Annotated in this window: 29 protein-coding genes and 1 tRNA gene; 24 read left to right on the top strand and 6 right to left on the bottom strand. The window is 33.9% G+C overall.

Going from position 1 to position 26,242, the window contains the following annotated elements:
• Positions 1-158: 158 nt before the first annotated feature.
• The 3 genes from BW946_RS16545 to BW946_RS16535 form a co-directional block, all read right to left on the bottom strand.
• Complete coding sequence (locus BW946_RS16545) at positions 159-2,402, bottom strand: CocE/NonD family hydrolase (protein ID WP_076597214.1); 2,244 nt, start codon at positions 2,400-2,402, stop codon at positions 159-161.
• 9 nt (positions 2,403-2,411) lie between these two features.
• Positions 2,412-2,582 (bottom strand): hypothetical protein, encoded by a 171-nt coding sequence (locus tag BW946_RS21465; protein ID WP_168801995.1) that lies wholly within the window; start codon positions 2,580-2,582, stop codon positions 2,412-2,414.
• A 126-nt stretch (positions 2,583-2,708) separates the two neighbouring features.
• Positions 2,709-4,433: a helix-turn-helix domain-containing protein gene (locus BW946_RS16535; RefSeq protein WP_076597212.1), complete on the bottom strand. Its 1,725-nt coding sequence runs from the start codon at positions 4,431-4,433 to the stop codon at positions 2,709-2,711.
• Positions 4,434-4,771: 338 nt separating this feature from the next.
• On the opposite strand from BW946_RS16535, the gene BW946_RS16530 reads away from it, so the two are divergent.
• From BW946_RS16530 to BW946_RS16495, 8 genes are all read left to right on the top strand, one after another.
• Complete coding sequence (locus BW946_RS16530; protein WP_136521035.1) at positions 4,772-5,044, top strand: hypothetical protein; 273 nt, start codon at positions 4,772-4,774, stop codon at positions 5,042-5,044.
• Between the two features lie 162 nt (positions 5,045-5,206).
• The gene (locus BW946_RS16525) at positions 5,207-5,734 is read left to right on the top strand and encodes a hypothetical protein (protein WP_136521036.1); all 528 of its coding nucleotides are present in this window, start codon (positions 5,207-5,209) and stop codon (positions 5,732-5,734) included.
• A 1-nt stretch (position 5,735) separates the two neighbouring features.
• Complete coding sequence (locus tag BW946_RS16520) at positions 5,736-6,629, top strand: hypothetical protein (RefSeq protein ID WP_076597209.1); 894 nt, start codon at positions 5,736-5,738, stop codon at positions 6,627-6,629.
• Positions 6,544-7,521, top strand: coding sequence for a hypothetical protein (locus tag BW946_RS16515; RefSeq protein ID WP_076597208.1), 978 nt, complete (start codon positions 6,544-6,546; stop codon positions 7,519-7,521). The genes BW946_RS16520 and BW946_RS16515 overlap by 86 nt, the downstream gene beginning before the upstream one ends.
• Positions 7,514-8,191, top strand: coding sequence for an ATP-binding cassette domain-containing protein (locus BW946_RS16510; RefSeq protein WP_076597207.1), 678 nt, complete (start codon positions 7,514-7,516; stop codon positions 8,189-8,191). Before BW946_RS16515 ends, BW946_RS16510 begins: the two co-directional genes overlap by 8 nt.
• A 19-nt stretch (positions 8,192-8,210) precedes the next feature.
• On the top strand, positions 8,211-8,747 hold the full coding sequence (locus BW946_RS16505; RefSeq protein WP_076597206.1) for a hypothetical protein: 537 nt from the start codon (positions 8,211-8,213) through the stop codon (positions 8,745-8,747).
• Between the two features lie 11 nt (positions 8,748-8,758).
• On the top strand, positions 8,759-9,085 hold the full coding sequence (locus BW946_RS16500) for a thiol-disulfide oxidoreductase DCC family protein (RefSeq protein WP_076597205.1): 327 nt from the start codon (positions 8,759-8,761) through the stop codon (positions 9,083-9,085).
• Between the two features lie 10 nt (positions 9,086-9,095).
• Entirely contained in the window at positions 9,096-9,953 is an 858-nt protein-coding gene (locus BW946_RS16495; protein WP_076597219.1) for a GLPGLI family protein, read from the top strand.
• A gap of 146 nt (positions 9,954-10,099) precedes the next feature.
• Here BW946_RS16495 and BW946_RS16490 read toward each other — a convergent pair.
• Positions 10,100-10,173 (bottom strand) — tRNA-Ile (locus tag BW946_RS16490).
• A gap of 62 nt (positions 10,174-10,235) precedes the next feature.
• On the bottom strand, positions 10,236-10,634 hold the full coding sequence (gene mce, locus BW946_RS16485) for a methylmalonyl-CoA epimerase (protein WP_076597204.1): 399 nt from the start codon (positions 10,632-10,634) through the stop codon (positions 10,236-10,238).
• Positions 10,635-10,727: 93 nt separating this feature from the next.
• Here mce and rbfA point away from each other — a divergent pair, with 93 nt between their 5' ends.
• The 8 genes from rbfA to BW946_RS16445 all read left to right on the top strand — a co-directional run bounded on the left by rbfA (position 10,728) and on the right by BW946_RS16445 (position 18,903).
• Positions 10,728-11,087, top strand: coding sequence for a 30S ribosome-binding factor RbfA (gene rbfA / locus BW946_RS16480; RefSeq protein WP_034693455.1), 360 nt, complete (start codon positions 10,728-10,730; stop codon positions 11,085-11,087).
• A 3-nt stretch (positions 11,088-11,090) separates the two neighbouring features.
• Positions 11,091-12,296 (top strand): ABC transporter permease, encoded by a 1,206-nt coding sequence (locus BW946_RS16475; protein WP_076597203.1) that lies wholly within the window; start codon positions 11,091-11,093, stop codon positions 12,294-12,296.
• A 79-nt stretch (positions 12,297-12,375) separates the two neighbouring features.
• Positions 12,376-14,169, top strand: coding sequence for an endonuclease (locus BW946_RS16470; protein WP_076597202.1), 1,794 nt, complete (start codon positions 12,376-12,378; stop codon positions 14,167-14,169).
• Positions 14,170-14,230: 61 nt separating this feature from the next.
• Positions 14,231-14,968: a shikimate dehydrogenase family protein gene (locus tag BW946_RS16465; protein WP_076597201.1), complete on the top strand. Its 738-nt coding sequence runs from the start codon at positions 14,231-14,233 to the stop codon at positions 14,966-14,968.
• A 74-nt stretch (positions 14,969-15,042) separates the two neighbouring features.
• Positions 15,043-16,842, top strand: a complete 1,800-nt coding sequence (locus BW946_RS16460; RefSeq protein WP_076597200.1) for a DUF349 domain-containing protein — start codon at positions 15,043-15,045, stop codon at positions 16,840-16,842.
• A 63-nt stretch (positions 16,843-16,905) separates the two neighbouring features.
• Positions 16,906-17,955 (top strand): bifunctional diaminohydroxyphosphoribosylaminopyrimidine deaminase/5-amino-6-(5-phosphoribosylamino)uracil reductase RibD, encoded by a 1,050-nt coding sequence (ribD, locus tag BW946_RS16455; protein WP_076597199.1) that lies wholly within the window; start codon positions 16,906-16,908, stop codon positions 17,953-17,955.
• 40 nt (positions 17,956-17,995) lie between these two features.
• Positions 17,996-18,178 (top strand): bacteriocin-like protein, encoded by a 183-nt coding sequence (locus tag BW946_RS16450; protein ID WP_076597198.1) that lies wholly within the window; start codon positions 17,996-17,998, stop codon positions 18,176-18,178.
• 119 nt (positions 18,179-18,297) lie between these two features.
• Positions 18,298-18,903, top strand: coding sequence for an IMPACT family protein (locus tag BW946_RS16445; protein WP_076597197.1), 606 nt, complete (start codon positions 18,298-18,300; stop codon positions 18,901-18,903).
• Here the strand turns inward: BW946_RS16445 and BW946_RS16440 are convergent.
• Entirely contained in the window at positions 18,900-19,610 is a 711-nt protein-coding gene (locus BW946_RS16440) for a zinc metallopeptidase (RefSeq protein WP_076597196.1), read from the bottom strand. The genes BW946_RS16445 and BW946_RS16440 overlap by 4 nt on opposite strands.
• A gap of 104 nt (positions 19,611-19,714) precedes the next feature.
• Between BW946_RS16440 and BW946_RS16435 the strand changes: the two genes are divergently transcribed.
• The 8 genes from BW946_RS16435 to nuoF all read left to right on the top strand — a co-directional run bounded on the left by BW946_RS16435 (position 19,715) and on the right by nuoF (position 26,241).
• Positions 19,715-20,842, top strand: coding sequence for a GNAT family N-acetyltransferase (locus BW946_RS16435; RefSeq protein ID WP_076597195.1), 1,128 nt, complete (start codon positions 19,715-19,717; stop codon positions 20,840-20,842).
• 51 nt (positions 20,843-20,893) lie between these two features.
• A complete protein-coding gene (locus tag BW946_RS21460) occupies positions 20,894-21,070 on the top strand; it encodes a hypothetical protein (protein ID WP_168801911.1) in 177 nt (58 codons plus the stop codon).
• Positions 21,071-21,342: 272 nt separating this feature from the next.
• Entirely contained in the window at positions 21,343-21,714 is a 372-nt protein-coding gene (locus tag BW946_RS16430; protein WP_034693436.1) for an NADH-quinone oxidoreductase subunit A, read from the top strand.
• Positions 21,715-21,818: 104 nt separating this feature from the next.
• Positions 21,819-22,379 carry an NADH-quinone oxidoreductase subunit B gene (locus tag BW946_RS16425; RefSeq protein ID WP_002983540.1) on the top strand — a complete coding sequence of 187 codons (561 nt, stop codon included), beginning with the start codon at positions 21,819-21,821 and terminating at the stop codon, positions 22,377-22,379.
• A 6-nt stretch (positions 22,380-22,385) separates the two neighbouring features.
• Positions 22,386-22,880, top strand: coding sequence for an NADH-quinone oxidoreductase subunit C (locus BW946_RS16420; RefSeq protein WP_076597194.1), 495 nt, complete (start codon positions 22,386-22,388; stop codon positions 22,878-22,880).
• 75 nt (positions 22,881-22,955) lie between these two features.
• Entirely contained in the window at positions 22,956-24,179 is a 1,224-nt protein-coding gene (gene nuoD, locus BW946_RS16415) for an NADH dehydrogenase (quinone) subunit D (RefSeq protein WP_076597193.1), read from the top strand.
• A 91-nt stretch (positions 24,180-24,270) separates the two neighbouring features.
• The gene (gene nuoE, locus BW946_RS16410; protein ID WP_076597192.1) at positions 24,271-24,780 is read left to right on the top strand and encodes an NADH-quinone oxidoreductase subunit NuoE family protein; all 510 of its coding nucleotides are present in this window, start codon (positions 24,271-24,273) and stop codon (positions 24,778-24,780) included.
• Positions 24,781-24,882: 102 nt separating this feature from the next.
• Entirely contained in the window at positions 24,883-26,241 is a 1,359-nt protein-coding gene (gene nuoF / locus BW946_RS16405) for an NADH-quinone oxidoreductase subunit NuoF (RefSeq protein WP_002983547.1), read from the top strand.
• Position 26,242 lies beyond the last annotated feature (1 nt).

Genomic DNA, 26,242 nt, shown 5'->3' with positions numbered 1-26,242 from the left:
GTTCTCAACCAATTTATGCTTATTTTTGAAGAAAGGCTCAGATTATAAAATCCAAGCCCTGACTTTTTAACTTACACACTTTGTGGGATAGTGTCTTTCTGTGAGACCTTCTGGTTGCAAATCATGTGCTTTAAAGTTATCTGTAATTTTTCAGATAATTATTCCTTAATAACAGGAACATCTATATAGCTATCATTATAAAATTTTATTTCCAATGGTTCCTTTGCATCAAGAATAGTTTCATCACTTACATCTTTTCCCGAACCATAATTTATTTGATAATATGGGGTTTTCATAACGCCTACTATCGCAACGAGCTTACTTCCTTTTTCTATTTTTTTACTTATAAATTTATTATTTGATATAGATATTGTTTCCTTTTTATTAGGGGTAAGTAAATTTCGTTTTTCGTTATTTTTATTATAACTAGCTCTATCCATATAACTTGATAATAAAAAATATTTTCCGTCGGGCATTAGCTCATATAAATAAACATAGACATCTACATCTTTTTTGTTGATTGAAAATTTAAATTTTCCAGAAAAATTACCTGACAATTCAAAAGATTTATCAAGTGGATTAGTTGTGAATATTAGACTATTTTTAGTGTATATTTTATTTTCAACTATTTCATTCTTTAATTCTAATAATTCATCCGCATCAGAACGGTCTTTTAAATCTACTTTCAGTAATGAAAAACTTTTATCACTTATTTTTACATCTGATAGTAAACCATTATTCTCTAAATAAAATCTTAGGGTATTTTTACTAATGTTCTCTAAGGAATTTACATTTTTCCATTGATTAGTGCCCATAACCTGATAATTAATCTTATTCTTCAAGAAAGATGGTTTTTTACCATTTTTTAAAATATAATCAAACCATTCAATCCAAATCGTGTTAAAATCTATATTAGCCACAGAATCAATTGTATATCCTTTTAGTTCGTTCTTTATATATCCCTGCGCACCGGAATGGTCATAAGGGCCAATAATCAGATAGTGATCGGCATTTTTATTGTATTTATAATGATTTTTAAGATAATATAACGCTCCTAACTGGTCAGCATCAAAATACCCAGTAATAGTTAAAACAGGAATATTAATATTAGAAAAATCTTTTTTATAAGGAATCATATTTTTCCAGTAATCGTCAAAACTGGGATGATTAAGCCATCTCTGAAAGATGATATTAGATTTTCCACTGATAGAGTCTAGTTGTCTAAATGGTTTCCCTGTGATATACCATTGTTTGTAGGTGGAATTCCATTTTTTAACATCACTAAAATCTGCATAATCAGTCATTTTTGAATTCACTACATAATTTAACCACCTTATAGCATAGGACGTAAATATATTATTATTCATAGGAAAATCTTCTGTACCAATTCCTACCGCAGCTTGTGGTATTATGGTTTTTAATGCCGGATGGAGTTTTTTTGTAGCCGCCCATTGGCTGAATCCTAAATAGCTTCCTCCAATCATTCCCACTTTTCCGTTACTCCAAGGTTGCTTTATAATCCAATTAATCGCTTCATTGATATCTTCAACTTCATGTTCAAAAGGTTCTATACTATTATTGCTTAAATATTTTCCTCTTGTATTTAAAATAACTCCGGCATAATTATCCGAAGCTAACTTCTTAGCCTCATTAATATTTTTAAGATCTGAATATATGGTATTTAGAAGTATTGTACTTTGAGGTTTTGGAGCTTTATTATTTACTACAACACTTAATGTAAGAATTCCATTATCTTTTGTAGTAACTTTTATACTATCATATATTGTAAATACCTCTTTTTCGAAATTTTTAAGTAACTGTGCTCCTAATTTGAATGTTTTATTCCCTACATCATATATATTGTATTTTCTACATAATTTTATAGCATCTGAAATGTCAATACTATCATGTTTTATATTACTCGTAATGATTTCACTAATATCTTTTTTTAACGCTATTGGATCATAAGTAAAATATTGGGATAAAATAATTTGTGATTTTAAAGGTAATTTTTCATACTTTTTTTTGAATTCTTCTTCATATATTTTGTCAAAATTGTTCTTATTAGGTGCTCGTTTAATAGTATTAATATAAATTTCAAATTGACTTCCCATTGCGCCAGCTGTTACGGAATTATTTCTCATTGTAATATTTCTAAGAGAATCCAGCTGTGAAAGTGATAAATTATAATTTTCATTAATAATATTTATTCTGAAAATATCATCATAATAATTACCTGTAGCTTTGTTTTTCATATATCTGTCTTTAAGCTGACTGGCTAGATATTTTACAATATTTTCTGTATTTGCCACATTTTTAGGAGCAATTTCCCGCAAACTTATTTTTTGGCAAAAAGCAAACTGTAAACAAAAGACAAAATATATAAAGAAGAATTTTTTCATTCAAAAAGGTTATCCGTTATTACTACCCAGAGTCTGTTCTACAATTGTTTGATTATCATCTCCTAACACTGCTACATGAGCAATATTTCCTCCCTTGATAGAATTCAAACCGTTTGTAATTTTAACCAATTGTAATTTCTTCAACGACATTTTTTTTTCTGCTTTTTGCTGTTTTTTCATCAGGTATAAATAATTAATAGTTAAGATTGCAAATAAACTATCTTTGTTTCTTTTATCAAAAATAATAATCTCGAAATTGATCAATTTCTTATACGAAATATCACAAAATACTTATTATCAGCCAACTTACTTTTCAGTTTGTCCTTGTAATAATTTAATATAATAAGAAGGTAAAGTTCCAGTGATTTTCTTAAAAGCATTTGCAAAAGACTCAGAATTATTATAACCTATCTCATTGGCAATAGATGAAATTGTATATCTTCTTAATTTTTCGTTATCCTTTAATTCCTGTACAATATAGTTAATTCTTAGCTCATTCAAATATTGCGAAAAATTCTTTCCTTTTAATTCATTTACTGATTTTGAAAGGTAATCCCGATTTGTTCCTAAATCTTTAGCTAAATTATCTACAGTAATATTTTTATGTAGAAATTTTTTATTTTTTTCAAACTGCTCTAATTTTGTTTTGAGGCTTTGTAATTTTTCATCAGATAATAAGCTTTTAGACTTTTCTTCTGAAGGAACTTTTGGATTTCTGATTACAGCAGGAGGAGTCGGTAAAACTTCGGAAGATTTTGATTTTTTAATTAATAAGTCTGCCTGTTTTTGATATTCTTTAATTCTTCTTTTATATACATATATTAAAGAAAAAATAAACAAAATACCACCTCCTAGAAACCAGTATAATATTGAATTTTTATTATTCAAATCAGATATTATTCTTTCTTTATCCTCTAGCAGAATAGGAGTATCGTATTTTTTATAAATCTCCTTGGATAAATATTGCTTGTTATTATTGATAATGCTGTCTGCATAAAAGAGTTTATTAATGAATTTTAGTTGCTTTTTTTCATCCCCATTTTTTTTATAATAATCAATTAAAATTTCATATTGATCTCTCACTATTGGTACAAAGTCGTTTGACTTGAATGATAATGAATCCGATTTTATAAAATATTGTATTGCCTCTCTTTCTTTATCAAGCTCGTAATTAATCTTCCCTAAATAATAATATAAAACTGATAAATTAACATGATTTTTATTTTTTTGAAGGTCTTTTTCGATTCCTGCCAGATGCTTATAAGCAATAGCATAATTTTTAAGATAATATTCTGCTATACCTTCAGACATAATAAAATAAACATATTGGCTATAATCATTATATTTTTCACACTCGGAAAGACCTATTTTATTATAGAGTTTGCTTTGTTGGTATTTTTTATTTTTACTATAGGAATTTGATACAGAAAAAATTGAACCTATGTAACTTTTAATGTCTTTATCATTGGTTTGCATTTTTTTCTTTTCATATTGGTAATATTCTAAGAAAAGAGGAAGTGCTTCTTCATTTTCATCAGTAGCAGTCTTTAAAATGCCCACCAGTTTTTTCACATAATAAAATTGATCTAAATTTTTATTCCTGGATAAGTTCTGTGCTTTTATATAGTAATTTAGTGCCTCTTTATATTTAAATTCATTATTCAGTAAAATTCCTTTAATGATATATGCTTTTGCCGGATATTCTTTTGTATTAACTTTTTGTGTTATTTTTATTAAAGAGTCCGCATAAGGATGTCCATCTTCGGAATTCAGTCCTTTTGCATGAGCCAACTTATAATAGCCATCATATATATAGTCATTATTTTCTTCTTTTTTGGCTTTACTAAGAATACTATTTGCATACAATTCTGCCTTCTCATTATCTATTCTTAAGACTTTATTATAACAGCTGATCAATTGTTCAAAACTTTTTTTTCTTAAAGAATCTGGAATATGAAAACCTTTTATATTCTGAGAAAAGAATAAATTCTGACAAAGAAAAACGATAAATAAGAAATATTTTTTTTGCATTACATGTTTACTGTCACAAAAATACAAATTCTATTATTTATTTTTCATTACAAATGATTAAATACGCATAATTAACTCATAATCAAAAAATTAACATTATTTCTATTTTACCAAATTTGACCAATTTCGTATAATAGCATTGTTAAATTTGATCAATTCCGATATGCTTTTCTTGTATCAGCAAAAAAGCCACTGCATCTTTGCTCCAGGTAAAAACACAATGATATTTTATTTTTTGTATGTGTACAGTACAAAAACTTAAATATAAAAGCTGATCGGCAAAACCCCATGCCAGGGATTATATGGCAAAATTAATTATCATAAAAAACAAAATTATCATGAACAAAAAAATCAGAAACTCAGTTTTCGCAGGTGGAATGGCATTCGTATTTGCATTAAATTTTTTAGTACCTAATGTAGTTAAAGCACAAGGTATCGCCTATGGAGATCAAGTACAGTCTTCTAACACTTCACGCCAGGCGCTACCTCCGGGTTCAAGTGTATCTGCTGTTGCCGCTAGCGTTCTTCTTGCTGTAATGGTTGTTTCAGCTATAGTAGATGGTCTTCACGCTACAGATGATGTTTCAGCAAACGTCCAGAACTTAGACTAATAATGATTTAATGGCTCATTGTATTAATGAGCCATTTTTTTCCTGCCAGTTATGAAAAAAGCAATTAAAATATTTATCGTTACCTGTGTATCAATTTATTGGCTTTTTACATTTTTATATAATTCACCCAATAATTTTATAAAGATTGAGTATCAAAAAGAAATGAAAATATTTTCTACTTTTTTTGCTCAGAAATGGAGTTTTTTTGCACCTCCGCCTCAATTTAACTACAAACTTTATTTTACTTATCTGGATGAGAATAAAAATGAAATTGCTGCTTTCGAAGTCTATTCTTCAATTATAGAATCAAAACGAAATACAAGGCCATTTAATGGCAGAGCCGAAATGGTAGATTATACAATTTATGGATCTATAGAAGGTATCGTTAATACAATAGTGAAAGAAAGAACTGAAATAAACACCCAACAACCCGAGCTAAGTCTTAACAATGCCAATCTTCTGGCAGTACAAAAACTCAATGAAGCTCCTGAACAAGTTCAGGGTTTTCTTCTTTTGAAAGACTATGCGAAGATTGTTGGAAAAGATAAAATGTCTGCAGATAAGTTAAAGTCAGTAAAATATGTAACAATAAATATAAATTCCGAGGAAATTAAAAAGTTTGCTAACAGAGAAAGTAAAAAGCCAAATGTTGAATCTAAAGTAATTGCTTTCAGCCCATATCCTTTTTAAAATGAAAAAACTATTCCATTCAAATCACTATATATATCTTTCGATTTTCAGGATACTGATATCAATACATGTATTTAAAAAATATTTACAATTATTTTTCAATAAGGATCTCATCACCGATGCTACATTTTTGAAAGCAGCACCTGTTAATCCCATATTTCAGATATTTGGAATTCAGCAATCCACGATTTTTCAAAACATTAACATTATTCTTAGTATTATAATGTTGCTAAGTATTTTATTTGCCTTTGGGATTTTCAGATATTTCACTCCCTTATTGTTATATATTTCCGTTGAAATTGTTCAAAGAGCATATCCTTTTATATTAAATGGTGGTGATAATTTATTGAAATTTCTTTTACTATACATGATTTTTACGGATTGCTACCGATATTTCACATTAAATAACAGTACCGGGCAAAAAAAAGACAGTATCAGCTATTTTGTAAATCAAATATCTGTTTTATCTATAAAAATTCATTTATCTTTGATTTATTTCGTTTCTGCCATATTCAAACTCAATGCTAAAGTCTGGTTCAGTGGTGTTGCCACTTATTATACTTTACAATTAGAAAGATTTAAGGGAACTGAAATGAATAATATACTAGCAAAAAATGGAATTTTTGTGACACTCTCTACCTATATTACTTTAATCTGGGAGTTAGCATTTCCTTTTCTTGCATGGCATAAAACCGGCAAATATGTGGTGTTCGCTCTTGGAATAATGATTCATCTGGGGATATACATTTTTATGATGATCCATGATTTTGAGATCCTATTTATGATGTGTTATGGTTTTTTCATAAGTGATGAAGAATGGAAAAAGGCTGGAGCCTATTTTCAAAAAATTACATTGCTATTCAAAAGAAAAATATTTAGTAAAGAATATGCTTAAGAGATATCTGAAACTGAGATTAAAATTATTATTTAAAGCATCAAACCAGAGTATGGATATTGGTGTTTTAGTGAGTATAATGCTTTTATTTTTATTTTTATTTAAAACGAATCATAATGGCTATTATGCATTAATTTCATCAACAGTTTTATTTATCATTCATTTTACGCGAAAGGATATTAATTTTTTAAAAAATATTTTAGGAAAGCAATTCTATATAAGCCTTGCATTAGAATATTTGATAATTTGGGTTTTTATAAATTTATTTTTCGTTTTCAAAGAAAATAACTTTATCTTTTTAGGAAATGTTTTTATATGTTTTGTTTTACCTTTTATAAAGCTAAAAAAATACATCGCAAATCCAGGATTTATTAACAAAATCCCTAATGCATTATTAGAGTGGAAAGCCTATATACGAAAGAATATTATAATTTTCTTTTCCTTTGTATTACTTTCCGGTTTCTTAGGATATCATCCTGCGACTTTGATAATATTAGGATTATGCTGGTTACATATTCTTTTGCATGTTTATTCGCTACAGGAAAATAAAGAAATTCTCATTCTGCAATTTTCAAGATTAAGATTAGAAAAAAAAATCATATACTCTTTTCTGATGTGCCTGATGATCTCAATTCCTGCTGTAATCAACTTTGCGTTTTTAAATCCTTTGCAAAAAGATTATATAATTTATTTCATTCTTTATGTTTTTCTTTCAAATTATGTTATTGTTATTAATAAGTATGTAAATTATAATGAAAAAGTAAAGGTAATCCATGTTAATGATGCAGACTTTTTCAAATTTACACTTATTATTGGATTACTAATTCCAGCAATAATTTATATAATACACAACAGAAAATCAGCCTTAAAGAAAATTGCAAAGTATGTTTAGTATACAAAATATCACATTGAATTATAACTCCAAAAAAGTTTTAGACAACCTTAGTTTAAATATAAATGAAGGGAACATATTTGGTGTTCTAGGAAGAAATGGTGCAGGAAAAACAACTTTATTTGAATCTATTTTTCAAAATACAAAATACAATGGACAAATATTATTACAAAACCAACCTATAAATAAAAGAGATATTTCGTATTTGGAATCTGAAAATTACTTTTATCCTTATCTGTCAGTTAACGATATTTTAAAGCTGTTCATTCATGAGAACAAAGATGAAAAGGTAACAAAACTTACAAGTTTCTTTAATATTCCAACAGACTCTATTGTTGAAAAACTTTCATTAGGAACAAAGAAGAAACTTGCCATCCTTTGTAATATTTTAATTGATAGACCCATATACTTATTTGACGAGCCATTTAACGGACTTGATTTTGAAAGTGTCGAAAAGTTCTATTTTATCATTGATGAACTAAAAAAAAGAAATAAGATCGTTTTAATAAGTTCTCATATTATGGAAACTCTTACAAATTGTTGTGATCATATCGGACATTTACAAAATGGAAAATTCGCTAAAATTTATCTTTCAGAAGAATACCATTTAATAAGAACGCATCTTACAGAAGATATTCAGAAAGATTGGGTCTCTTACATCAACATTTAGCATTTAAAAACTAATTTCTATGGACAACAACCTTCTTTCATTGGAGTATATTTTTATTACTTCAATAGTGATCGCTTTATCCTTTACAGGATGTATTTATGGCATTGCATACTCTATTTCTTATGATAATTTTAGTATGACTGCCGTTGCTTTTTTTCCTATTCTTTCAATGTTTATTGCCTTTGTGCTTGCTGCTACTATTTTGTTTCTGTCATTAAAGAAATATAAGAATGAAAAAAAAGTAAATCATGTCGCCAATTTTTATTATGTGATTTGTACATTTATTCTTAGTGGCATCATGATTTTTTTGATCGATGTTTTCGTGTATGCTTTAATTGATAAAACTTTGTCTTTAAAATATGCTGAAACTTTGCAAATGATATCCAGACAATATGCGGTAACCTCAAAAAATATTGATTACGTGAAAAAAATTCCATTTATTCTTCAAAGTGGAATCATGATATTTACAGGCCTGTTGGCAGGGTCATTTTCGTCGTTATTCATTTTATCACAATATAAAAGCCTAAAAAAACAGCCAGACTTACAATCCATTTAAAAATTCACAAAATGAAAGTTATTATTTATGATTCTGAATGTAAGTTTTGTACGAGGTTTTCTCAATGGAGCCAATCTCATGTTAAAACGCTGGAAATTATTTCTGTAAGAAGCAAAGAAGCAAGAAAAATTCTTCGTGATAAAGGAATAAAGTTTATAGATCTCCAAACAATCTATTTTGTGAATGATAATGAAGTTTGGGTACGGTCAAAGGCAATATTTGAAATATTTGCACACTTTACTTCTCCCTGGAAAATTATTTCTTTTTTCTCTTTTTTACCTAATTCTTTCACGGATTTCTGGTATAAAATTTTTGCAAAATACAGATACAACTTTTAAAAATAAACCTATGAAATACTTATTGATACTACCGTTATTCTTTTTAATTACTATCAAAACCAAAGCTCAGGAGATCAATCGTTTTTTCTATGAAGTACAATATAAACCTAAAAAAGATTCTACAAGAAATGAAACTGCAATGATGGTTTTAGATATTAAAAAAGATCAATCGATCTTTAAAGATTATCAATTAATCGTTTCAGATTCAATCTCCAACGAAGTATTTAAAAAAATGCAAAAAACAGGCATTTACGAAAATCAGTCAGCACCTCCGAATGTCAGATTTACCTATTCGGTAACAAAAAAATATCCTGATATGGAAGTTCAATATACTGAAGATATTATGAACGGATTAACTCCTCTTACCTTTGGTTATCAGGAAAAAATAAATTTTGATTGGAAAATTCAGAAAGAAAAGCAAAAAATCGGTGAATATAATGCTCAAAAAGCAATGTTAAATTTTGCGGGAAGAAAATGGATTGCCTGGTTTTGTCATGATCTTCCTTTTAATGATGGTCCCTATAAATTTAATGGTTTACCTGGATTAATTGTAAAAATAGAAGATGATCAAAACAATTATTCATTTACCTTAAAAGGAAATAAAAAAGCGAAAGATAACAGTGAAGATTCCCTTATTAAAAAGTTCACTAATGGTAATGTGAAAATAGTAGAAAAAGTAAAATTTACAAAAACATTCGAAAATTACAAACAAGACCCTTTAGCTGCTATGAGAAATGAGTTAACTCCTCAATTATTAAGTATGACAATGCCTGGAACTGATATGAAGGTAAAAGACTTCATTGAGAAACAAGGGAAAGAAATAAAAGAATCTTACAAGTTAAACAATAATCCTATTGAAAAAGAATAATAAAGCATTTAATAAAAATTATATGAAGGGCAGTATTGCCCTTCTTGTTTTAAAGAAGCTTTTATTAAACCTGATTCTATACTCAGTGCTATGATTTTTGGAAACAAAAAAGCACTTACATTTTTGTAAGTGCTTGATTTAAAAAGTGGTCCCACCTGGGCTCGAACCAGGGACCACCTGATTATGAGTCAGGTGCTCTAACCAACTGAGCTATAGGACCTCAAAACTTGGTTAAATTTTGTGTTTGCAAAAATAGTAAAATTTCTTTCACTACAAAACTTTTTATTGCTTTTCTTGGCAAAGTTCTACCAGCACGCCGTTGGTAGACTTAGGATGAAGAAATACAACTAATTTGTTATCAGCACCTTCTTTCGGTTCTTCGGAGATAAACTGAAATCCTTCTTTTTTTAATCTTTCTACTTCCTCAAGGATATTTTCAACCCCAAATGCAAGATGATGGATACCTTCTCCCTTTTTATCAATAAATTTAGAGATCGGACTTTCTGGATTACTGGCTTCTAGAAGCTCAATTTTACTTTCTCCTGTTTCATAAAAAGAAGTAACCACACCTTCCCTTTCTACGGATTCTTTTTTATAGGATTCTTTTCCTAATAATCTGGCAAAAAGCTCATCAGAAATACCTAAAGACTTTACAGCAATACCAATATGTTCTAGTTTCATAAATACTAATCAATATAATTAAATCGTAAATTTGATACTGTAGTTGAATTTCAAAGTATCAATTCAAACAAAAGTACTAAATTTGCAGAAATTATGGAAAGTAACAGACAAAGAAAAGTAGCACAGATCATTCAGGAAGACTTCGCGGAGCTTTTCCGCAAACAGGCTTCAGAAAGCAAACAGAGCATATTGGTATCTGTTTCAGATGTAAAAGTAACTGCCGACTTAGGAATTGCCAAGATTTATTTAAGCATTTTCCCACAGGAATTCCGTACCGCTGTGATGAAGGAGATTGAAGAAAACAAACCTCAATACAGAAACTTCATTGGCCAGAAAATGGCAAAGCAGGTTCGTATTATTCCACAACTTAACTTTTACCTGGATACCGCTCTTGATGATGTTGAAAGACTGGAAAGAGAATTAAGAGGCGAAGGCGACAATCCTGTTTTATAGATCTTGAAGAATATTGCATTTTACATAGCGTCCAGATACCTTTTGGCTAAAAAAGGGAGTACTGCCGTTACGTTCATTACGTGGCTGGCCGTAGGTGCCATGACGGTTGCTGTGGCTGCAATGTTCGTCATTATTTCGGTTTTTTCAGGGCTTGAAGGCCTGAATAAAGACCTTATTTCCAATCTTCATGCTGACCTTACTTTAAAAAGCACTTCCGGAAAAACGATCAAAAATCTTGATAATGTTGCTAAAATTCTGACCAGCAATAAAGAAATCAGCAGCTTCTCCCGCGTTATTGAAGAAAAAGTATACATCAGTTTCAACGGAAAGGGTGACATCGCTTACTTAAGGGGGGTAGATTCTGCCTATGTGAAGGTAAATCCTATTAATAAAGAGGTATTCTATGGAACTTATCCAAGTTTCAAATACTCCAATGAGGTATTAATGGAGAATAGTCTTGACAACAGGCTTTCAATTCCTGTAGATTCTTCCAATCATTATGCAACAGTCTTCATGCCGAAACCGGGAACGGGGATTATCAGTAAGGAAGAAGATATCTATAATAAAAGAGATATTCTGGTAACAGGTGTATTCCCTGGGAAAGACCAGCTGGACAGTTATATTGTTTCTCCTATTGAGCTTACAGAAGAATTGCTTAATCTTCCTAAAAAGTCAGCTTACCAGATTGTTATTAAACTGAAAAATCCGGAAAATGCAGATGCAGTAAAACAAAGCCTGCTTTCTTCACTCGGAAAGAATATCGAGATCAAAACCAAGGAAGAGGAAAATGCCGCTTTCTGGAAAATGATTAACACAGAAAAACTTTTTATTTACCTGATCTTTGCATTGGTCATCTTTATTACCACCTTCAATCTTGCCGGAGCAATTATTATCCTTCAGCTTGATAAAAAAGAGCAGGCAAAATCATTGATATCACTTGGTTTTCCTTTAAGCCATTTGAGAATGACCTATTTCTATACCGGACTCCTGATTGTTATTTCAGGTGTGATTACCGGATTAATTCTCGGAACAGCACTTTGCTACTTCCAGCTTTACACAGAATTCTTCAGAGCCAATGAGGTTCTGCCATTCCCAGTGAAAATTGTAGGAAAAAACTATCTTATCGTAGCCCTTACAGCTTCCCTGTTTGGAATCACTATTTCATGGTTTTTTTCAAAAATCAGCAAGGAATATATTACTAAAAACTAATATACCGACTTTATATATTACATACAATTAACATACTTCAGTTTCATTTTTTCGTATCTTTACGCCCCAATTTTAAAAAATGAAACAACTTTTATCTTTCTTTCTTTTAAGCGTGACATTTATTGGCGCTTTGGCACAGGCTCCGGCAGGATATTATAATCAATCGCCAAGCTTAACAGGTGCAGCTCTTAAAACAGCCCTTAAAACCATTATCAGTAATGGACACATAGACAATGGTTATGGTGGCCTATGGACAGGATACGCTACCACAGACCGCGATTATTTCTATGAAAATGACGGAACAATTCTGGATATTTATTCTGAAAATCCAAATGGGCCGGATCAGTATAATTTCACATATGGCCCTACAGATCAATGTGGATCGGCAGGATATTCTAATGAAGGTGACTGCTACAACAGAGAGCACGTTATCCCTCAGAGTTTATTCAGCAGTGCTTCTCCTATGGTAGCTGATATTCATTTTATCCGGGCTACAGATGGAAAAGTAAACGGAATGAGATCCAACTACCCTTTCGGAATTGTTGGCAATACTTCTTTCATATCTAAAAACGGATCAAAGCTAGGCACATCTGTATCTGCAGGATATGCAGGTACTGTATTTGAACCCATTGATGCTTTCAAAGGTGATATTGCAAGAATGATTCTTTATTTTGTAACAAGATATGAAGATAACCTTCCCGGTTTCTCTACGGGTGATATGCTTGGCAGCACAGCATTTCCAGGGCTACAGCCTTGGGCACTTAACCAGTATTTAATCTGGAATGCAATGGATCCGGTATCTCCGGAAGAAATTGCAAGAAACAATGCTTCTTATACTTATCAGGGAAACAGAAACCCTTTCATTGATCACCCTGAATATGTTACCCAGATCTGGGGCGCTCCGGTTGTTGATAACCAAGCTCCTACAGCAGCAACCAACCTTGTTGCCAGCAATCCAACTTCAAACTCTATTGCTTTAAGCTGGACAGCCGCTACGGATAACGTGGGAGTAACTTCGTACCAGATTTACGCCAACGGAACATTAAAAACTACAGTTTCAGGTACTACAACGTCTACTATTGTTTCAGGGTTATCACCACTTACTCAATATACATTCTATATAATTGCTAAAGATGCTTTCGCAAACTCTTCTCCACAAAGCACAACAGCTACAGAAACCACTCTTGACACACCTGCCGGAGGAGGAAGCTGCGGAACTGAAAATTTTGAAATGATCACCGGCCCTGTAAATACATACATGACAGTAAACTGGACCAACAATGGAATTTCATGGACTGCTACGGACGCAAGAGTTGACCAGACCATCAATAATAAAGCTATTACCATAAAAAATGGAACTTTAACAAGTTCAACTTTCTCAGGTGGAGTTCAGAGTTTAACATTAACAACTCAATTGAAATTCTCCGGAAGTGCAGGATACTTTAATGTTCTTGTAAATGACGTCAATGTAGGAACTATTCCTTACAGTAATGTTGTTACTACAACTACCATTAATAATATAAATGTAAGCGGAAATGCTGTCATTAAACTGACCAATTCTTCTCTTACCAACAGAGTTGCTCTGGATGATCTTAGCTGGACATGTGCTACAACATTAGCAACGGCAGAAACTAAAAATGACAAATCAGCATTTATTATTTACCCCAACCCGGTAAAAAATAATGAATTATCTGTAAAAGGAGAAAACCTTGGCAAAATTTCAAAAGCTGATATCTATGATCTTTCCGGGAAATTAATTGAAACAATTACCAACCCTTTCAGACATTCAAACAAGATCAACCTTAAAGGTTTGGCTAAAGGAATTTACATTCTGAAAACAGATAATTTCTCTACTAAATTTATCGTAGATTAATTATTAAAAAATATTTCAAACCAAGGCCGGATTTTTCCGGTCTTTTTTTTACTTTTGATCTATGGATTCCAATAAAAAATTAGGATTGATAGGCAGAAACATTTCCTATTCTTTTTCTAAAAAATTCTTCGAAAACAAGTTCCAGAAGCTCATGCTGAAGAACTTCTCCTATGATATTTTTGATCTGAACGAAATCAGTGAAGTAGAAAAACTTTTTGCTTCTCCGGATCTGTTAGGATTCAATGTAACCATTCCTTATAAAGAGAAAATAATTGATTATCTGGATGAATTAAGTGATGAAGCTGAGAAAATAGGTGCCGTAAACTGCGTTCTTATTCAGGATGGAAAAAAAACAGGTTACAATACGGATGCGTTCGGTTTTGAAAAGACGCTTCTTTTACACAAAAAACCCACACAGGATAAAGCTTTAATCTTAGGAAACGGAGGCGCTGCAAAGGCAGTAAAATATGCATTAGACAAACATAATATTCCATCTGTAACCATTTCCAGAAGTACAGAAATCAATTTTGAAAATCTTGATCACGAAACCGTTGCTGAGCATAAAATTATCATCCAGTGTACACCGGTAGGTACTTTCCCGAATGTGAAAGACTGTCTGAATTTTCCTTTTGACGGACTTTCTCCAGATCATCTGGTTATCGATCTGATTTACAATCCCAACTACACCCAATTCATCATCAATGCCTCTGAAAAAGGAGCAAAAACCGTGAATGGATACTATATGCTTGAACAGCAAGCAGAAAAAGCCTGGGAAATTTGGAATTTTCAAAAAAAATAACATAAATTAGTGCTTTAATTGGCCTTTCAGCTATATTTAAAGGATATTAACGCCACTCACATAAAAGATTTGCTATGACTACAGAAAACAATCTTTCTGAAAACGAAGAAAAGAAAAATCCAAACGAAGTATCTCAGGACCCATCAGAAAACACCGTTTCTCATGATGCAAACCAACATGAGGATGATGCTGAGCACCTGGATGAACATGAAGAAGAAATCTCCCTTGCCGATGCTTTAAAGGAAATGGAAAAAATCATCAACACTCCCAACGCCGGAGAGAATTTCAAAAGATTCAACCAACTGAGGGAAAAAGCAAGTCATTACATCCATGATGAAGTGGAGGACAAAAAGCATGAATATGTAGAAGCCGGAAATCCTGCCGAAAATTTCAGCTATGAACACCCTTCTCAGGCTAAGTATTCTGCACTGGTCAATATCTTCAGAGAAAAACATGACGACTTCCAGAAAGGACAGGAAGAAGAGCAAAAGAAAAATCTTGACCATCGTCAAAACATAATCGAAAGACTTAAAAATCTATACACCAGCTCTGAACCAGGAATTAATCTTTTCAGATCTATCCGTGAGATTAAAGAAGACTGGTCAAAAGCCGGACAGGTTGCCAAGTCTGAATTCAAAATTCTTAACAATAACTATTTCCACCACCTGAATCAGTTTTATCAGATGCTGGATCTGAATAAAGAGTTTTTGGAACAGGAATACAGCCACAACCTGGAAAAGAGAGAGCATATCATTGCCCGTGCTAAAGAACTGGAAAACGAACCGGTAATTCAGAAAGCGTTAAATGAGCTTCAGTATCTTCATAAACTATGGAAAGAAGAAGCGGAACCTGTGGCTGAAGAGTTCCGTGAAAAGACATGGGAAGAATTCAAAGAAATTTCCAATAAAATTCACGAAAGAAAATCTGAACTTTCTGCTTCTATTGAAAAAGAACAGACGGTTAACCTTGAAAAGAAGAATGAAATCATCGCTGAAATCAGGAAACTGTCTGAACCTTCGGAAACACCTAACCACAATTACTGGCAGAACGCCATTAAAAGAGTGGAAGATCTGCGTTCTGAATTTCTGAAGACAGGAAGTGTTCCAAGAAAACTTTCCAACCAAAACTGGAATGATTTCAAAACAACTTTAAGAGGCTTTAATACAACGAAAAACAATTACTACAAATCGTTGAAAGGCTCTCAGCAGACTAACCTTGAAGAAAAATTAAAGCTGATCCAGACGGCACAGGACAATATGAATAATGAGGAATGGGATATTGCCGTTCCGTTATTCAAAAAACTTCAGGAAGACTGGAAAAAAATCGGCCACGTTCCCAAAAGCATGACCAATAAAATCTGGGATGAATTCCGTGATGCCTGTAATGCATTCTTCAACAACTACAGAGAGAAAAGCAATACTTCTACGGACAACTGGAAAGAAAACTATAAAAACAAAAAAGCCCTTCTTGATGAATTGAAAGAGGTTTCCAATGAAGAAGGCAGCATCGAAAAAATCGAACAGATCAAGACTTCATGGAATAACATAGGAAAAGTTCCAAGAGATAAAATTTCAATCAACTCTGAATTCAACAAAACATTGAGAGAGAAATTGAAAATAAACAAGATCAACGAACTTGAACTGAAAGAAGAAGGCCTATCTGAAAATCAGCTGACCGATAAAGCAAGAAAGATCAAAAATCAAATCTCTGATCTTGAGGCAGAAATCGTCAAACTGGAAAACAACCTTTCTTTCTTCAACAAACCGTCCAGAGAAAACCCTCTGTTAAAAGACACTTACAATACCATTGATGAGAAAAAAGCTCATCTGGAAACGTTAAAACAAAATCTTCACAGCATTATCAGTGGAGATTAACAGATAACAAAATAAATAAAGGCGGAGCAAAGCAATTTGTCTTCGCTTTTTCTTTTTATACATATGAACAACGACGAATTTTATATTAAAAGATGCATCGAGCTGGCCCAAAAAGCTCTTGGCAACACCTACCCTAACCCTCTTGTTGGAAGTGTGATTGTTCACAACGGAGAGATCATTGGCGAGGGATATCATCACAAAGCAGGAGAAAATCATGCGGAAATCAATGCGATCAATTCCGTTAAAAATAAAGAACTAATCCCCGAATCAACGATTTATGTATCTCTGGAACCCTGTGCGCATTATGGAAAAACTCCGCCCTGTGCTTTAAAAATTAAAGAACTGGGATTTAAAAAAGTGGTGATTGGCGCTATGGACTCTCATGATAAAGTGAATGGCAAAGGGAAGAAAATCATTCAGGATGCAGGCATTGAAGCCGTTTCAGGAATGCTGGAAAAAGAATGTATTGAACTCAACAAGAGATTCTTCACTTATCATGAAAAGAAAAGACCTTATATCATTTTAAAATGGGCAGAATCCGGTGATGGCTTTCTTGATAAAGATTTTAAACCTACTGCCGTTTCCAATACACTGGTCAATCAGTTCGTTCATCAATTGAGAGCCGACGAACATGCTATTTTAGTGGGAACTCAAACTGCTTTAAATGACAACCCAAGCTTAACAGTCAGAAATATAGAAGGAACAAATCCAATCAGGATTTTAATTGATTTTGATCTGAAAGTTCCTGCCAGCTTTAATATTTATAACAATGAAGCAAGAACATTGGTTTTAAATTCTGTGAAAGAAGGCACTGAAGGACACGTTCAATTCATTCAAATCAATAAGGATCATTTTCTGCCGGAACTCATGGAAGCACTGTATAAAGAACAGATACAATCAGTTATTATTGAAGGCGGCCGTTTTACCCTGCAAGAGTTTATCAATGCCAATCTCTGGGATGAAGCAATAGTAATTAAAAATGAAAATCTCATCCTTGAAAACGGAACAAAAGCCCCGGAATTTAATTATACAATAACAAAAACAGAAGTATTCAGAGATAATATCGTTTCATTCTACAATTTAAAACAAAACTATTCTATCACCGATAAATGAAATAAATTCTTTACATTAGTTTTACCAAATTAAAACTACCATGAAAAATTTGAAAAAATTATCAAGAACCGGTTTAAAAACAATCCAGGGGGGAGTTTTTGTAATATGTACACTCCCTAATGGACAACCTACCAGATGCAGAGATCAATGTCCTCAGGATTTTTGCGGTACAACAAGTTATATGTGCCTGATCCCGATGGATCTTTGCGGAGATCAAATGTAAGACCGTACTTTTATATCAAAAAAACAGATAAGCCGTCAAGATTTGACGGCTTAATTTGTGATTATGGTGCAGAATAGTAAAGCATTTAATATTTTTGCATAAACAAAGAAGGAACTCAAATGACGTTTGAATACAAGACCATAGAAAAACCTATAGAAAATACTCTTTTAAAAGAAAAAGGAAGCAAGTTTATTGGATTCGCTTTTCCGGTAGCCCATGAAAAAGAACTAAAGAGCGCATTGGAAAAAATCAGGGAAGAGCATCCCAAAGCTACACACCATTGCTACGCTTTCAGAATGGGATTAAATGGTGAGAATTATCGCGCCAATGATGACGGTGAGCCTTCCGGAAGTGCGGGATTACCTATTTACAACCAGCTTCTGGCTCATGAAATCACCAATGTTCTTGTTATTGTTGTTCGTTATTATGGAGGAACTAAATTAGGTGTTTCAGGGTTGGTGAAAACCTATAAGGAATCTGCCAGGATCACATTGGAAGAAGCTAATATTATCACCCGAGAACTGGAAACAGAAGTTGAGATTCAGTTTAATTTCAATCAACAGAACACAATATTCACCTTGCTTTCAAAATTTGATGCTAAGGTTTTGAATTTCGATGCTAATGAAAACTGCATCCTTACTGCATCTCTGAAACTGGCACAAAAAGAAAACATCTCAGAAAAACTTTCTGAGATGCAATATGTTTCATTTGAATTTAATGATTAATCCCTTCGTCCACCAAGAAGCAAAGATCCCCAGTAAAGAAGCTGTGCCAGAGAACCTAATGCGGCTACCACATAAGTTCTTGCTGCCCATTTCAAACTATCCTGTACTCCCACGAATTCTTCTGCAGTTACCGTTCCCGTATCCTTAAGCCACTTCATTGCTCTGTTACTCGCATCGTATTCCACGGGAAGTGTTACAAAAGCAAAAAGCGTGGTCATTGCAAACATCGCTACGCCAATGGCAAGAACAGTTGTATTTCCATTTGGATTCTCAATTGTTCTGGACGCAGCCATTACCGCGATACCCGCGATAAGAACAAACTGCATCAGATTAGAACTTATATTCACAATAGGAACCAACTTTGATCGTAAATTCAACATGGAATATCCTACTGCATGCTGCACTGCATGTCCGCACTCGTGAGCTGCTACTGCCGCCGCCGCCGCGTTTCTCTGCATATAAACTCCTTCAGAAAGGTTCACTGTTTTATCTGCCGGATTATAGTGGTCCGTCAATTGTCCGGGTACCGATATTACCTGAACATCATTTATTCCGTTATCTCTCAACATCTTTTCCGCTACCTCTTTGCCCGAAAGGCCATTTCGAAGGTGTACATTGGAATAATATTCAAATTTCGATTTCAATCTGGACGAAACCCACCAGCTCACCAACATCGAAATACCAATAATGATATAATAACCCCCCATTTTATATAAATTTTGTGTTTAATTTTACCCATAATCATATAAAAACTGTGCCAAAGTATACAATATTATTATTTATATTTGTCCTTTAATTCCTCTCAAAAAACATGTCTACAGTTTCAATTATTGAAGTAAAAACAGCGGGTCAGCTCAAGCAATTCGTAAGATTTCCAATGGATTTGTATAAAAACAATCCCTACTATGTTCCGTCCTTTATCAATGACGAAATCAACATCTGGAATACTGATGAAAATCCTGCGCTTCAATATTCTGAGGCAAAGCAGTATCTGGCCTATAAGAATGACAAGCTTGCAGGAAGAATTGCCGTTCTGATTAATCATAAGGAAGAAAGAGAATTAGGCATTAAAAAGGTACGTTTTGGATGGATCGACTTTATTGATGATGCTGAAGTTTCAAAGGCATTAATTCAAAAAGCAGTTGATTATGCCAAAGAAAAAAATATTGATAAAATTGAAGGACCTATGGGGTTCACCAATCTTGACAAAGCCGGGATGCTGGTAAAAGGTTTTGATCAGCTGGCAACTATGATTGGGATTTACAACCACGAGTACTATCCAAGACATCTTGAAAACCTGGGGTTAATCAAAGAAAAAGAATGGGTGGAGTTTGAAATCATTTTCCCTGAAACCTTGCCTGAAAAAATCCACAAGTTCAATCAGCTTATTTCTGAAAAGTATAAACTGAAGGTTTTAAAATTTAAAACAAAAGAAGAGATTATTCAGTATGTAGATCCGATGTTTGATCTTCTGGATGAAACGTACAAACACCTTTCTACCTACACGCCTATTTCAGATGAGCAGCGTAAGACCTACAAAGAGAAATATTTTAAGCTCATCGATAAAGATTTTATTGTATGTATCGCTGATGAACACAACAATTTGATCTCATTTGCTATTACCATGCCTTCTTATTCCAAAGCACTGCAGAAATCCGGTGGAAAGCTGCTTCCATTCGGCTGGTGGCATTTCCTGCAAGCAGGTAAGAAAAATGACAGGGCTAACTTCTACCTGATCGGCATCCATCCCGACTATCAAAGAAGAGGAGTTACTTCTATTATTTTCAAAGAAATCTGGAATATCTTCAGAAAAAAGGGCGTAAAATACCTGGAAACCAACCCGGAACTGGAAGAAAATAAAAGCATTCAGCTCTTATGGCAGGATTACAATCCGGTGAATCATAAAAGAAGAAGAACGTATTCAATGGAAATCAAATAATTGATACTGTAATTTGTAAAACGTAAACTTAAAATCTAAACTTTGAATTTTATGAAACCACAACTTATCATATTTGCTGTTTTAATCGCTGGATTTATCAGTTACAATGTCTTTTTCCAGTCACCTGATGACAAAACAAACACCGTAATCAATATTCTTTTTGCGAGTATTCTTTTTGGATACATCTCCTTTATGGCCTACACTCTTCTTAGAAAAATGAAAAAATAAGACCATAAAACAGCATCAGTGCGTGGTTTGATATGAACCTCTATTCAGTTTCAATGAATTCAAAATATTCCAAATGCAGAGTATGAGGGCCCATTTTTCCACAGTTTCTATAAAAAAAGGGGAAAAAGACGCTAAAAAAATAATCATAAAAAGCTAATTTTTATTGATTCTAAATTACCGATTTAACTCATTTTCATCCGACTTTTAAGCTGATAAATTTCATGCTTTCTTGTTTATTCGCTAAATTTGCAAATTGAGATAATAATGCAAAAATGAATTTACCTGAAAGTTATATTCCAATCCTTATCCAGGCTGGTGTAGCAGTAGGATTTGTAGCTGTTTCTTTGCTTGGGGCACATTTCTTAGGCCCACAGCAGAAAAAAGGAAACTCTGTAAAAAACCAAAGCTGGGAATGTGGGGTTCCTGTAGAAGGAAATGCCAGAACACCGTTTTCTATCAAGTACTTCCTGACTGCGGTATTGTTCGTACTATTCGATATTGAAATCGTATTCTTTTATCCTTATGCTGTTAATTTCAGAGAATTCGGTATGGAAGGATTCCTTGCCGTACTTACATTCGTTGCAATTTTCTTCGTAGCGTTTTTCTATGTCTGGAAACGCGGTGCGCTGGATTGGGATAAATAAAGTAATTATAAATTTTAAATTAAACATTTTAGATGGTGATTTTAAGTTATACCGGTAAGAATTAATTTAAAATCTAAAATTTAAAATCTAAAATCATCTACAAGATGTCAGATAAAAAACCAGTAATAAGAACAGATGCACCTGCTCCCGAAGGCTATGAAGGAGAAGGGTTTTTCGCAACAAAACTGAGCAGTGTAATCGGGATGGCAAGAAAGTTTTCGCTTTGGCCGTTACCATTTGCAACCTCTTGTTGTGGTATCGAGTTTATGGCTACCCTGAACCCTACATATGATGCTTCAAGATTTGGTATGGAAAGAAACTCTTTCTCTCCAAGACAGGCAGATATGCTGATGGTTTGCGGAACTATATCAAAGAAATTAGGACCTGTCCTGAAAGAAGTGTACACTCAGATGGCTGAGCCGAAATGGGTGGTAGCAGTGGGAGCTTGTGCTTCCAGCGGTGGTATTTTTGATACATATTCTGTACTCCAGGGAATTGATAAAATTATTCCGGTAGACGTTTACGTTCCCGGATGTCCTCCAAGACCTGAACAGATCATTGAGGGCGTAATGCAGGTACAGGCTCTTGCGGAAAGTGAAAGCATAAGAAGAAGAGATATGCCTGAATATCAGAAATTATTAGATTCTTACAACATAAGCAACTAAACGGAAATGACAAACGAATTTGTATTAGAAGCAATCACAAGAGAATTTCCGGAATCTGTTATTTCAAGTTCAGAACCTTATGGAATGCTGACCATTGAAGTGAAGAAAGAAGATATCAAGAAGATTATTCATTATCTGAAAGATTCATCACTGGAATTTAATTTCCTTACGGATATCTGCGGTATTCATTATCCTGAATTCCCTGAAAAGGAAATTGGTGTTGTCTACCATTTGCATAATATGATGGCCAATTTCAGATTACGTCTGAAAATCTTCATGTCCAGAGAAAATATTGAAGTAGATTCTCTTGTAGATCTTTATGTGGGAGCCAACTGGATGGAAAGAGAAACGTATGATTTTTATGGGATTAAATTTAAAGGACACCCGGATCTGAGGCCTATTCTGAATATGGAAGACCTGGGATACCACCCAATGTTGAAGGAATATCGCCTTGAAGACGGTACAAGAACCGACAAGAACGATAGCATGTTCGGAAGATAAAAAATAATGCAATAAGCAGTAAGCAGTAAGCATTTAGCTTAAAGCCTATAGCCTATCGCCTAAAGCATTTAAATTATGAAAGATAACTCATTATCTAATATACTAAACCAGTACGAAAGTAAGGAACAGATTGACGGACAATTATATACCCTGAATCTGGGACCTACCCACCCTGCTACGCACGGGATTTTCCAGAATATCTTAACGATGGACGGAGAGAGAATCCTTCACGCTGAGCAAACAGTAGGATACATCCACAGAGCATTTGAGAAAATTTCCGAAAGAAGAAACTACTCTCAGATCACTACCCTTACGGACCGTATGAATTACTGTTCTGCACCCATCAATAACTTAGGTTGGCACATGACCGTAGAAAAACTGATTGGCGTAGAAGTTCCCAAGCGTGTAGACTATATGCGTGTTATCCTGATGGAGCTTGCCAGAATCGGTGACCACCTGATCTGTAACGGGGTAACCGGGATGGACTCAGGAGCAATTACAGGTCTTACTTATATGTTCATCGAAAGAGAACGTATTTATGATATGTATGAGCAGATCTGCGGAGCCAGAATGACTACCAATATGGGAAGAATCGGAGGATTTGAAAGAGATTTCACGCCTAAGTTTCATGAGTTGTTGAAAGACTTCTTAAAAACTTTCCCGCCAAGATTCAAAGAATTCTGTACTTTATTAGAAAGAAACAGAATTTTCATGGACAGAACCATCGGTACAGGAGCTATCTCTGCCGAACGAGCTTTAAGCTACGGTTTCACAGGTCCAAACTTACGTGCAGCAGGTGTAGATTACGATGTTAGAGTTGCACAGCCTTATTCTTCATACCAGGATTTCGACTTCATTATTCCGGTAGGAACTTCAGGAGACACTTACGACCGTTTCATGGTTCGTCAGCAGGAAGTCTGGGAATCCATCAAAATTATCAAACAAGCATACGAAAATCTTCCGGAAGGGCCATTCCATGCGGATGTTCCTGATTTTTATCTTCCTGAAAAGGCAGATGTATATCAGAAAATGGAAGCATTGATCTACCATTTCAAAATTGTAATGGGAGAAACCGATGTACCGAAAGGAGAAGTTTACCATGCTGTAGAAGGTGGAAACGGAGAATTAGGTTTCTATCTTGTGAGTGACGGAGGAAGAAGCCCTTACAGACTTCACTTCAGAAGACCATGCTTCATCTACTATCAGGCATACCCTGAAATGATTACAGGCTCTGTAATCTCAGATGCTATTGTAACGATGTGTAGTATGAATATTATTGCGGGAGAATTAGACGCATAACTGGAATTATAAATTTTGAATTATAAATTATAAATTGATTTTAGACCGTTATTCAGTTAGAATTTAAAATCTAAAATCTAAAATTTCAAAAATGAGCGAAACAATAGCTTTTAAACCGGAAAGTTTAGCACAGGTACACAAAATTATCGCAAGATATCCTGAAGGAAGACAGAAATCTGCTCTTCTTCCTGTACTTCACCTGGCACAGAAAGAATTCGGAGGATGGTTAGATGTTCCTGTGATGGATTATGTTGCCGGACTATTAAGTATCCAACCGATCGAAGTATATGAAGTGGCTACTTTTTATACCATGTTCAATATGAAGCCGGTAGGTAAATATGTTTTGGAAGTCTGCAGAACCGGACCTTGTATGGTTTGTGGAAGCGAAAAAATCCTGAATCATATCAGAACCAAACTGAACATTAAAGACGGAGAGACTACTGAAGACGGTATGTTCACTTTAAAGCCAGCTGAATGTCTTGGAGCATGCGGGTACGCACCCATGATGCAGCTTGGGAAATTCTTTCATGAAAATTTAACGATAGAAAAAGTAGATGAAATCCTTGATCTTTGCAGACAGGGACAAGTTGCTTTAGACTAATAGAAATTTTAAATTCTAGATTTTAGATTTTAAATTATTCACTTAACGTTTAATCATAATTAATGCAAAAAGCCCAAAGCTAATTGCAATAAGCAAATAACAATGAGTAAAAAACTTTTACTTAAAGACGCACATATAGAAGGTATCCGCTACTTTGAAACCTACCGTAAACAGGGAGGTTACACAGCTGCTGAGAAAGCCTTGAAAATGACTCCTGACGAAATTCTTGAAGAAGTAAAAGCTTCAGGACTAAGAGGTCGTGGTGGAGCTGGATTCCCAACAGGAATGAAATGGAGCTTTTTGGCAAAGCCTGAAGGCGTTCCAAGACACCTTGTTGTGAATGCGGATGAATCTGAACCCGGAACATTCAAGGACAGATATCTGATGGAGTTCCTTCCTCATTTATTGATCGAGGGAATGCTGATTTCTTCTTACTGTTTAGGTTCCAATACTTCTTATATCTACATCCGTGGAGAATATTCATGGATTCCGGATATCCTTGAAGAAGCTATTGAAGAAGCCAAAGCAGCAGGATTTTTAGGTAAAAATATTTTAGGAACCGGTTTCGATCTTGAAATCTATGTACAGAGAGGTGGTGGAGCATATATCTGCGGTGAAGAAACTGCTTTGCTTGAATCCCTTGAAGGAAAAAGAGGTAACCCAAGATTAAAACCACCATTCCCGGCTGTAAAAGGTCTTTGGGAAAGACCAACGGTGGTAAACAACGTTGAATCTATTGCAGCAGTAGTTCCGATCATTGATATTACAGGTGCTGAGTATGCTAAAATCGGAGTGGGAAGATCTACAGGAACGAAATTAATTTCTGCTTGTGGAAACATCAACAAACCGGGGGTATACGAAATCGATATGACGATCACTGTGGAAGAATTCATCTATTCTGATGAATATTGCGGTGGTATTAAAGACGGTAAAAGATTAAAGGCTTGTATTCCCGGAGGAAGTTCTGTTCCGATTGTTCCGGCAAACTTATTGTTGAGAACCGTAAACGGAGAGCCAAGATATATGAACTATGAATCATTGGCAGATGGTGGTTTTGCTACCGGAACCATGATGGGTTCAGGAGGTTTCATCGTTTTGGATGAAGACCAGTGTATTGTAGAACATACCATGACCTTGGCAAGATTCTACAACCACGAAAGCTGCGGACAATGTACTCCTTGCCGTGAAGGAACGGGATGGATGTACAAGATTTTAAAGAAAATCGAGAAAGGAGAAGGAAAAATGGAAGATATCGATCTGCTTTGGGATATCCAGAGAAAAATCGAAGGAAATACGATCTGTCCATTAGGTGATGCAGCGGCTTGGCCAGTTGCAGCAGCCATTCGTCACTTCAGAGATGAATTTGAGTGGCATGTGAAAAACCCGGAATTGTCTCAGACACAAAACTATGGATTGGCACATTATGCAGATCCTATCCCGGCTGTTGAAAAGAACGCATAGG

The sequence above is a fragment of the Chryseobacterium sp. RU33C genome (assembly GCF_900156015.1).
In the GTDB taxonomy this organism is placed as follows: domain Bacteria; phylum Bacteroidota; class Bacteroidia; order Flavobacteriales; family Weeksellaceae; genus Chryseobacterium; species Chryseobacterium candidae.
Note: the sequence above shows the minus strand (reverse complement) of the source record. Positions and strands in the feature narration are given on the sequence as shown.

Excerpts from the sequence above, each read along its gene's own strand:
- BW946_RS16515 (WP_076597208.1), top strand. The coding sequence starts at position 6,544 with ATGAAGAATGGAAAAAGGCTGGAGCCTATTTTCAAAAAATTACATTGC.
- BW946_RS16465 (WP_076597201.1), top strand. The coding sequence starts at position 14,231 with ATGGATTCCAATAAAAAATTAGGATTGATAGGCAGAAACATTTCCTAT.
- mce (WP_076597204.1), bottom strand. The coding sequence starts at position 10,634 with ATGAAACTAGAACATATTGGTATTGCTGTAAAGTCTTTAGGTATTTCT.
- BW946_RS16520 (WP_076597209.1), top strand. The coding sequence starts at position 5,736 with ATGAAAAAACTATTCCATTCAAATCACTATATATATCTTTCGATTTTC.
- BW946_RS21465 (WP_168801995.1), bottom strand. The coding sequence starts at position 2,582 with ATGAAAAAACAGCAAAAAGCAGAAAAAAAAATGTCGTTGAAGAAATTA.
- nuoF (WP_002983547.1), top strand. The coding sequence starts at position 24,883 with ATGAGTAAAAAACTTTTACTTAAAGACGCACATATAGAAGGTATCCGC.
- BW946_RS16450 (WP_076597198.1), top strand. The coding sequence starts at position 17,996 with ATGAAAAATTTGAAAAAATTATCAAGAACCGGTTTAAAAACAATCCAG.
- BW946_RS21460 (WP_168801911.1), top strand. The coding sequence starts at position 20,894 with ATGAAACCACAACTTATCATATTTGCTGTTTTAATCGCTGGATTTATC.
- nuoE (WP_076597192.1), top strand. The coding sequence starts at position 24,271 with ATGAGCGAAACAATAGCTTTTAAACCGGAAAGTTTAGCACAGGTACAC.
- BW946_RS16440 (WP_076597196.1), bottom strand. The coding sequence starts at position 19,610 with ATGGGGGGTTATTATATCATTATTGGTATTTCGATGTTGGTGAGCTGG.
- BW946_RS16460 (WP_076597200.1), top strand. The coding sequence starts at position 15,043 with ATGACTACAGAAAACAATCTTTCTGAAAACGAAGAAAAGAAAAATCCA.
- BW946_RS16545 (WP_076597214.1), bottom strand. The coding sequence starts at position 2,402 with ATGAAAAAATTCTTCTTTATATATTTTGTCTTTTGTTTACAGTTTGCT.
- BW946_RS16525 (WP_136521036.1), top strand. The coding sequence starts at position 5,207 with ATGAAAATATTTTCTACTTTTTTTGCTCAGAAATGGAGTTTTTTTGCA.
- BW946_RS16535 (WP_076597212.1), bottom strand. The coding sequence starts at position 4,433 with ATGCAAAAAAAATATTTCTTATTTATCGTTTTTCTTTGTCAGAATTTA.
- BW946_RS16505 (WP_076597206.1), top strand. The coding sequence starts at position 8,211 with ATGGACAACAACCTTCTTTCATTGGAGTATATTTTTATTACTTCAATA.
- BW946_RS16435 (WP_076597195.1), top strand. The coding sequence starts at position 19,715 with ATGTCTACAGTTTCAATTATTGAAGTAAAAACAGCGGGTCAGCTCAAG.
- nuoD (WP_076597193.1), top strand. The coding sequence starts at position 22,956 with ATGAAAGATAACTCATTATCTAATATACTAAACCAGTACGAAAGTAAG.
- BW946_RS16430 (WP_034693436.1), top strand. The coding sequence starts at position 21,343 with ATGAATTTACCTGAAAGTTATATTCCAATCCTTATCCAGGCTGGTGTA.
- ribD (WP_076597199.1), top strand. The coding sequence starts at position 16,906 with ATGAACAACGACGAATTTTATATTAAAAGATGCATCGAGCTGGCCCAA.
- BW946_RS16495 (WP_076597219.1), top strand. The coding sequence starts at position 9,096 with ATGAAATACTTATTGATACTACCGTTATTCTTTTTAATTACTATCAAA.
- BW946_RS16445 (WP_076597197.1), top strand. The coding sequence starts at position 18,298 with ATGACGTTTGAATACAAGACCATAGAAAAACCTATAGAAAATACTCTT.
- rbfA (WP_034693455.1), top strand. The coding sequence starts at position 10,728 with ATGGAAAGTAACAGACAAAGAAAAGTAGCACAGATCATTCAGGAAGAC.
- BW946_RS16470 (WP_076597202.1), top strand. The coding sequence starts at position 12,376 with ATGAAACAACTTTTATCTTTCTTTCTTTTAAGCGTGACATTTATTGGC.
- BW946_RS16420 (WP_076597194.1), top strand. The coding sequence starts at position 22,386 with ATGACAAACGAATTTGTATTAGAAGCAATCACAAGAGAATTTCCGGAA.
- BW946_RS16510 (WP_076597207.1), top strand. The coding sequence starts at position 7,514 with ATGTTTAGTATACAAAATATCACATTGAATTATAACTCCAAAAAAGTT.
- BW946_RS16500 (WP_076597205.1), top strand. The coding sequence starts at position 8,759 with ATGAAAGTTATTATTTATGATTCTGAATGTAAGTTTTGTACGAGGTTT.
- BW946_RS16530 (WP_136521035.1), top strand. The coding sequence starts at position 4,772 with ATGAACAAAAAAATCAGAAACTCAGTTTTCGCAGGTGGAATGGCATTC.
- BW946_RS16425 (WP_002983540.1), top strand. The coding sequence starts at position 21,819 with ATGTCAGATAAAAAACCAGTAATAAGAACAGATGCACCTGCTCCCGAA.